This window comes from Sphaerospermopsis kisseleviana CS-549 (assembly GCF_028329225.1).
Classification (GTDB): domain Bacteria; phylum Cyanobacteriota; class Cyanobacteriia; order Cyanobacteriales; family Nostocaceae; genus Sphaerospermopsis; species Sphaerospermopsis kisseleviana.
On the sequence record NZ_JAQMTI010000258.1, the window covers coordinates 1 to 7,297 of the forward strand.

The window sequence follows — 7,297 nt, forward strand, 5'->3', positions numbered from 1 at the left end:
CTTTTAACATACTCCCCTCCTTTTTTCTGACTGGAGGGGATTTTATTACTTTATTGACCCACTGACTTCACAAATTCCCCCCTGGCGTTCACGAAGTGCAGCGTAGCTATCGCTCTTCCTCATAACTAGCAACTTGGGTTACATATACATTTTCTCAGTTTTTGACCATTTTTTTCTTTTTCTTTGTGAGAAATCCGGGGGTTAACGCCTTCTGTCACTCGGTTTCCAACAAAGTTGAAGCCACAGAAATATCATATCTTTGTCCAGATTGTGTCACATCAAAATCCATAATCAGTCGTTTAATATGTGAAAAATGCTGGCGTTTTCTAGCAATTAATTCCGCAATAATTTCTCTGGTTTCCCGTTGGGTTTCTGGATCATATACAAGTAACTGCTGTTGTAAAAAAGCATCAAGAACTTCTTTTTTATCTGATTCAGGTAACACTGCCGCATTCCAAGCAATGGCAGCCAAACTAAAAAAAGCCTTTAATTCTTTTAAATTGTCTATGGAATCCATATAGGGTGCTATAAAATCTTTCATAACTTCCGACATTTTGATTGCACCCTTGGGTTCTATAAGCATATTTGCTGCTAGTTCTCCAAAAACGCCCTCTGTCATTTTAGTTCTGAGTGCTTCCAGATGTTTTCGTCTCTTCTGAGAACTTTGTTTTTCTTGCATCAACTCCTTAAAATCTCTGGACTTTCTTGCCATAATTACACCCTTTTGGTATTTCTACAATTCTTAGACTTCTTGCATAACATCACTTATGTTGCATTCAGATTTTATAATAATCTTTCGTGGGAAGTTTTGTCTAGTAACAACACATAACTTCAATGTAAAATCGTCTCTATATCTGATACGATGAATTTGTATACATAATTTAGTGGTATCTAACATCATTTGCTGTCGGTACATTTTTTAACTTTTTCGCTGTGTTCTCAATGCTATCCCCACTACTTGCTGCTTTTACTAAAATTTCAAATAACGTTTGTTGGTCAAATCCACCTTGAGTTTTAATTGAGAAGTTCTCTGCTAAACATTCAATAACTTCTTCCAGGGTTTCCGAATCCGTTAAAGCCAAATGTTCTGATGGAAAAATCAATTAATTTCAACCAATATGTGACACACTACTTTCATTATCTCATCTTTGGATAACCCTGATAGCACTATAAGCATTATTTATATTTTATGTACTTTATCTGACAGCGTGTACGTAGATAACCATTAGCGATCGCTCTTCGGAGAAAAACTTTTTGGTTTACTGGTCAGTAATCTTTCCAATTGCTCTGCTATTACTTCATCTTCCACCATTGGTCGCTGTTTCTTTTTGGCATGGTCTCTGTTGCTTTTTTTACTGCTGGTCATGGCTAGACTAAATTCCTCAATCACTTGTCTAGATTGAGTTTCCCACTCTTTTGATCTCTGTTAATACTACCCTTGACAATCTTCCCTTTTCCTTAACTTGTCACGAATGTGCTAAGACCGCAGCAAAGGCTGATAAGTCTGAACTGAGTGCAGAATATTTTGACACTTACAATGAGATAAAAGCCTTGCCGGACAGAGAAATTAAATTACTTTTAGCAGAAAAAGATAATCAAATCCGCAGATTAGAGAATATGGTAATGAAGGCACTTGAGCGTCCTAGTTTTTATTCAAACACCCAAATAGAAAAGGTAAATACAATGACTAATAATCCTGGTGGAATTTCCCAAAATGTAAGTGGTGGTAATGTGTATGGTGGGATGCAAGCAGCACAGGGTAATAATAACGTGCAAACATCAACCACTTATTCTTCATCAGAACAAAAACAAAACCTTGCAGAAGCCACAGCAGAAATTCAGGCATTGCTAGAGCAGTTAAGCCAGTCTTATCCTACTGAAACAATGTCAGGAAAAATGGCACTGGCAGCAGAAGCCACACAACGCATCGAAAATAACCCAACTTTAATGCAGAAAACAATCAGTGCGTTGAGGGCTGGTGGTACGGCGGCTCTAGAACAAGCCCTCAGTCATCCCGCAGCCAGCTTTGTCATTGCTGCTTTAGATGATTGGAATAAAAACAATCAATAAATTATTAACTTGAATTAGGAACACTAGATCAATTTAGAACAATCCAAAATTGGTTTGGTGTGAAAAAGCATTTTATTTATTGCTATCAAATTTTAACTATGGATCAGCCGAAGTCTCCTGACGATAATCAAGCATCTTTGCCTGAAACTGGTATAGGACAGGAGGTTAATAATTCAACGTTCGGTGGTGGACAGCAGGCTGCAATAGGTAATGATAATATCCAAAATCAGGGGAACAATAACTGGCTAGGTAATACCTTAAATTTTTTCTTTGGGCAGCAGACAACAACCCCAGTAGGCAACCCTGATCGACCAAAGAACGAGCGGATACTATTAGCCTCAGTTAAGGAAGAAGTGACTTCCCGGTTAAGGCAATCTCTACACAATGCTGTGCTGATTAATTTGGGGAAAGAATCACAACCTCAACAAGTAAAAAGACCTTGGGATGCTGAGATAAAAATTGGACTAAAGCCTGCTGAACCTCTCCCAGATACCACAACAATTTTGGAAATTTTTGACTCCCAAGAAATTGCAGGTAAGTTGCTAATTCTGGGAAATCCTGGTGCTGGGAAAACTACTACAATGCTAGATTTAGCGAAAGCTTTAATTGCACGGGCAGAACAAGATGCTGATTATCCAATTCCAGTATTGTTTAACCTCTCGGCTTGGAAGTATGATAAGCAGTCGATGCGGGATTGGTTGGTGCTGGAATTAAAGTCGAAATATGTAGTGCGTCAGGATATTGGTGCAAAGTGGTTGGATGATGCCAAGTTGTTACCAATGTTGGATGGGTTGGATGAACTAGAGTCAGCACGTCAGGAAGCTTGTGTCAATAATATTAATAAATTTTTGCAAAGTGAATGGAGATCGCAGTATTTAGTGGTTTGTAGTCGCTCGGAAGAATACACAAATTATAAAATCAATCTGCAATTAAATGGAGCAATTTTTCTACAACCACTTACAGATAAACAAATTCAGGCATATTTAACAAGGCTAAACCAACTAGAATTATGGAGAATAATACAAGTTGATACAGAGCTATTAAAGTTGCTGAGAACATCTCTATTTTTATCAATTTTAGGATTTATCTCATTGCATAAAGCTTTATCTCTTCAAGAGTGGAAAACACTTACATCAACTCAAACACGACTGGAATACCTTTTTGGTACTTACTGGGAAACGGCAATAAGACGAGATATTGTGACTCCACAAATGGAGTCTCAGGGATTTAAAAGCCGTTCTTATGGAAAGAAAAAACCTCCGAGTGAAAAGCAAACACGACGGTGGTTACTGTTTTTGTCACAGCAGTTACAAAAAGAATCCAAAACTGAATTTTTGATTGAAAAAATGCAATTGTCTTGGTTGATAAATAATAGACAAAAATGGACTTATAGAATATCTTTTGGGATGCTTAGTGCCTTGATAGTTGGAATGATTTTTGGGACATTTGGTGAACTAAATGTTGGTCTAACCTTTGGGCTCATTGGCGGACTAATTGGTGGGTTTAAGGAAATTAGACCTGTTGAATCATTTCGTTTTAATTTTACTGATAAACTAGGTAAAAATTTATTTAAAAACATAATCTATGGACTACTTACTGGACTTAGTTTTGGATTGATTGGTGCATTAATTGGTGAATTTTTTTTAAGGCTGAGTGGCAGAGGTTTGATTGCCGGGGCGTTTTTTGGCTTAATTAGTGGTGTGATTATTGGACTAATTAATGGGTTAAAAGCTGATATCCAAACTCGAACAAAACCAAACCAAGGAATTTTGGAGTCTGCAAAGAACTCGGCTGTAATTACCCTAAGCATCCTACTCATTTTTGTTCTGATACAGGGTTTAGCTTCGCAAACTCTCAGCAACATCTTTACTCAACCTAAGTTCACTAGTCTTGTAGTTTGTTTACTGGCTGCATCAGTATGCGGGTGTGGTTCAGCAAGTGGTGGTCAAGGTGGTATGCAGCATTTTACCCTACGCCTCGTCCTCTACTTCAACGGCTACATCCCCTGGAACTACGCCCGATTCCTCGACTACTGCACTGAGCGATTATTTCTTCAGCGTGTTGGTGGTCGCTACCGCTTCATCCACAAACTGCTGCAAGACCACTTCGCTCAAACAGAGTGCAAACGGAATTAAGCAGATACTACCAACTCACACAAGGCGATCGCCAATCCCGTCGCCTTCAAATTTATCGAAGGCTTGAGCCATGAAAATCTGCGCTTGGATGTAGCTGATACCATCACTGGATTTGTCTTCGTGAGCTATACTCAATTTTTATTCAAGCTTCTAAATAGAAAAGGTAAATATAATGACTAATAATCCTGGTGGAATTTCCCAAAATGTAAGCGGCGGTAATGTGTACGGTGGTATGCAAGCGGCGCAAGGCGACAACAACCAGCAAACAATGGAGACTAATGTAATCGCATCTGGTGAAAAACAGCTAAACTGATAAAAATAATGAGCCTATTTAAAAATATTCAAGATGCAATCTGCAACCCACAAGTGAAATTGTCTGATATACTCAATACCTTAGCCAAAAAAAGAGTATAAAAAGAGGGCTGATGTAGTAGAGTTATAGTCTTCCACAACGATAACTCGAAAGCCACACACAGCCCATGTTTGATATCTTAACACTCTTGCAATGCCTCCTACCAGAAATAAAAGTGACAACAATACGTCAGTTGAGCCGGATCATCATGGCGATGTTAGCAATGAGCGGACGAGTGACAATGTTGGGAATATCGCGTTGGGCAGGAACTGGTGGTAGTTATCGGACAGTGATGAGATTCTTTGCGACAGTCATACCCTGGGCAACAGTATTCTGGGTATTTTTTCGTCGGCATTTGTTTTGTCCAAATGATGTTTATTTGTTGGCTGGAGATGAGGTAGTAATAAGCAAAGCTGGGAAAAAAACACATGGATTAGATAGGTTCTTTTCCAGTCTAATGAGTAAACCGATATCGGGGTTATCTTTCTTTACATTATCGTTAGTAAGTGTCAAACAAAGGCACTCATATCCGATTCAGATAGAACAGGTGATAAAAAGTGATATAGAAAAAAGTAGTGGCTCACCAAACTCAGAAATAAAATCTCAAGAAAAACGGGGAAGAGGACGACCAAAAGGGAGTAAGAATAAAAACAAAAAAGAGGTGGTTTTCACATCTGAATTACTAAGAATTAAGAAGATGATTAATGAGCTATTCAAGTTAATGGCTAATTTGATTCCCATTACTTACTTAGTATCTGTGGGATAACTGATGTCTTCTGGCGCACAACTAGCATCTAATATTAATTTCCCTCGATTCTTCACCTCATTTTTTGAATCCTCTTCCCCTGACTTTTTTGTTTTTACTTCTACCTCTTCTTGACTTTCTAACACTTTTTTGACTATTTCTTGATTCAATCTGTTGACTAAGTTCATATCTATTCTTTCTCGAAAATGAACTAGCATTGATGGGTCAAATGGGGAATGATTACTATAGGCTGACATTCCTATAAAGTATTGCAGATAGGGATTCTCTCTTATTTGTTCTAAGGATTTTTACCTATTTTACCCCTTTTCCTTGCACTTTGTTCCTCTTTTATGCCCCTAAACTCTTGATTTATCTAGGTTTTGCGTTTATTCAGCAACCCCTATATAAGAAAAAAGTATACTGAGTAAGGCTTTTAGTCTGGTGAAAGCTTCACACTTATTTATCCGATCTTGCTAAGCTGTTGTGCATTTAATTTGTATAAGTGGAACAGGCAAGATGCTTGTTCCACAAGAGTTCAGAATATTAGGATTCTACAATTTAGCTGTGTAACAGCTTAAACATTACCGAAAACAAAAGTTGAAGACTCTTATCAAGAAAAGCTAAAACCATTATTATTCCGCTGAATTGCGCTCATAACATTGCCTAGTTTGAGCCAAACTAGGCAATGTTTGAATGTTGGAAAGACATAAAATACATGGCTACTTTACAAAAGTTTACATCGTAATAAATTTTGCGCGTATCTTGTCTTTACCCCCCTTACATTCATCATAATTTTATTGTGTGATATACGCTACCAGTCCTTTTATTGAATATCTTTATTTCCATTATTTCAACTCTTAGCCTATATTCAAGAAAAAGGATTTCTTTTGGGTCTTGAAAAGTTGGTTTACTTAACCGTGATTGTTCGTCTATGGGGTCTGACTTTATTATTTTACAGATAAACATTACGCCCATATTATCTTTTAAATTTATCGCTGCGTCTCGATTCATTGTTAGCTGAATATTCTGCTTTTCAATAACTCTACCAGGAAATAAAACCCAGGTTATATAACCGATTTTTTCTACCTCTACTGTAGCTCCATAAGCATTTGAACCTTTATACGTACCAAGATCAACAATTTGAGAATCTAAGCTATAACCCTTTTCGTAACCTATTAATCGATCACCGCCGTTGATTATCGCCTCCGATATAAAACCTTCATAACTTGATGGAATCTCTATGCTAAACAAATTTGAATCAGCATCATAGGAGGTTTTAACGTCTAATAAAAACCTCCTATATTTTTGAGCAACAAAAGCTAATTTACTGTCAAGACTTACCGTTCCAAGTATTGGTTTAATTTGTTCCCTATTGATTCTTTCGTTAAATTCCTGTGTAGTTTCAAATTCACCTTTTTTAAAAAATTCTTTTCTTTTTGTTAACACATCTATAATTGCTTTTAAGTCATGTCCTAAAAAGTCTGGAGTTATCCGTATAGACTCATTGTAAGGTACAGTTAAATACTTTGTTTTACTAGGTTTCTTACTTTTATCTTGCAAACTCAATTTATTTGTATTTGCAATTGTATGCGGTTGCAAAAAAAAAGTATTCAACAGTATAAAAGTTGTTAGACCTGCAATAGTTTTTTTCATTTTATATACGTCTCAATTTTTTTTGTTACATTATACAGCTAAATTATACGGTTTCTATTCAATCAGTAAGACAAAAAGTTTTTCTCCGAAGAGCGATCACTAAGTATTGTGCAGTAGGTAGTAACTTAAAACACAGATGCAAGCAACCGTATATATTAAAAATACTTATACACTATGAAACCCTGCTTCATTTTACCAATATAGGACTTACGCATTGACAGGATCAACCAAATATGAGGTACGGATTTCAGGCTTTTTAACGTGATTTTTTAATGATTTTTGAGTGATCGCTATTGATCGGAAGTTAATCGACAAAAGCCTGAAACGACGGATTTTCGTTCA

6 protein-coding genes and 3 pseudogenes are annotated in these 7,297 nt (G+C 36.9%); 4 read left to right on the top strand and 5 right to left on the bottom strand.

The window, feature by feature from the left end; all coding sequences use genetic code 11:
* Window positions 1–214: 214 nt before the first annotated feature.
* The 3 genes and pseudogenes from PN497_RS20320 to PN497_RS20330 form a co-directional block, all read right to left on the bottom strand.
* The gene (locus PN497_RS20320; RefSeq protein WP_096572938.1) at window positions 215–712 is read right to left on the bottom strand and encodes a hypothetical protein; all 498 of its coding nucleotides are present in this window, start codon (window positions 710–712) and stop codon (window positions 215–217) included.
* Between the two features lie 172 nt (window positions 713–884).
* Window positions 885–1,103 (bottom strand): annotated as a pseudogene (locus PN497_RS20325) (ISH3 family transposase); the annotation flags it as partial.
* Window positions 1,104–1,225: 122 nt separating this feature from the next.
* Window positions 1,226–1,366: a hypothetical protein gene (locus tag PN497_RS20330; protein ID WP_162501971.1), complete on the bottom strand. Its 141-nt coding sequence runs from the start codon at window positions 1,364–1,366 to the stop codon at window positions 1,226–1,228.
* 50 nt (window positions 1,367–1,416) lie between these two features.
* Here PN497_RS20330 and PN497_RS20335 point away from each other — a divergent pair, with 50 nt between their 5' ends.
* The 4 genes and pseudogenes from PN497_RS20335 to PN497_RS20350 all read left to right on the top strand — a co-directional run.
* Window positions 1,417–2,070 carry a hypothetical protein gene (locus tag PN497_RS20335; protein ID WP_236104193.1) on the top strand — a complete coding sequence of 218 codons (654 nt, stop codon included), beginning with the start codon at window positions 1,417–1,419 and terminating at the stop codon, window positions 2,068–2,070.
* Window positions 2,071–2,168: 98 nt separating this feature from the next.
* Window positions 2,169–4,205, top strand: a complete 2,037-nt coding sequence (locus PN497_RS20340) for an NACHT domain-containing protein (protein ID WP_096572939.1) — start codon at window positions 2,169–2,171, stop codon at window positions 4,203–4,205.
* A 172-nt stretch (window positions 4,206–4,377) separates the two neighbouring features.
* Window positions 4,378–4,518 carry a hypothetical protein gene (locus tag PN497_RS20345; protein ID WP_162501970.1) on the top strand — a complete coding sequence of 47 codons (141 nt, stop codon included), beginning with the start codon at window positions 4,378–4,380 and terminating at the stop codon, window positions 4,516–4,518.
* 166 nt (window positions 4,519–4,684) lie between these two features.
* A pseudogene (locus PN497_RS20350) lies at window positions 4,685–5,320 on the top strand (transposase); the annotation flags it as partial.
* Here the strand turns inward: PN497_RS20350 and PN497_RS20355 are convergent.
* Window positions 5,311–5,610: pseudogene (locus tag PN497_RS20355) on the bottom strand (transposase); the annotation flags it as partial. The pseudogenes PN497_RS20350 and PN497_RS20355 overlap by 10 nt on opposite strands.
* 478 nt (window positions 5,611–6,088) lie before the next feature.
* Complete coding sequence (locus tag PN497_RS20360) at window positions 6,089–6,955, bottom strand: hypothetical protein (protein WP_096572941.1); 867 nt, start codon at window positions 6,953–6,955, stop codon at window positions 6,089–6,091.
* Window positions 6,956–7,297: the final 342 nt, after the last annotated feature.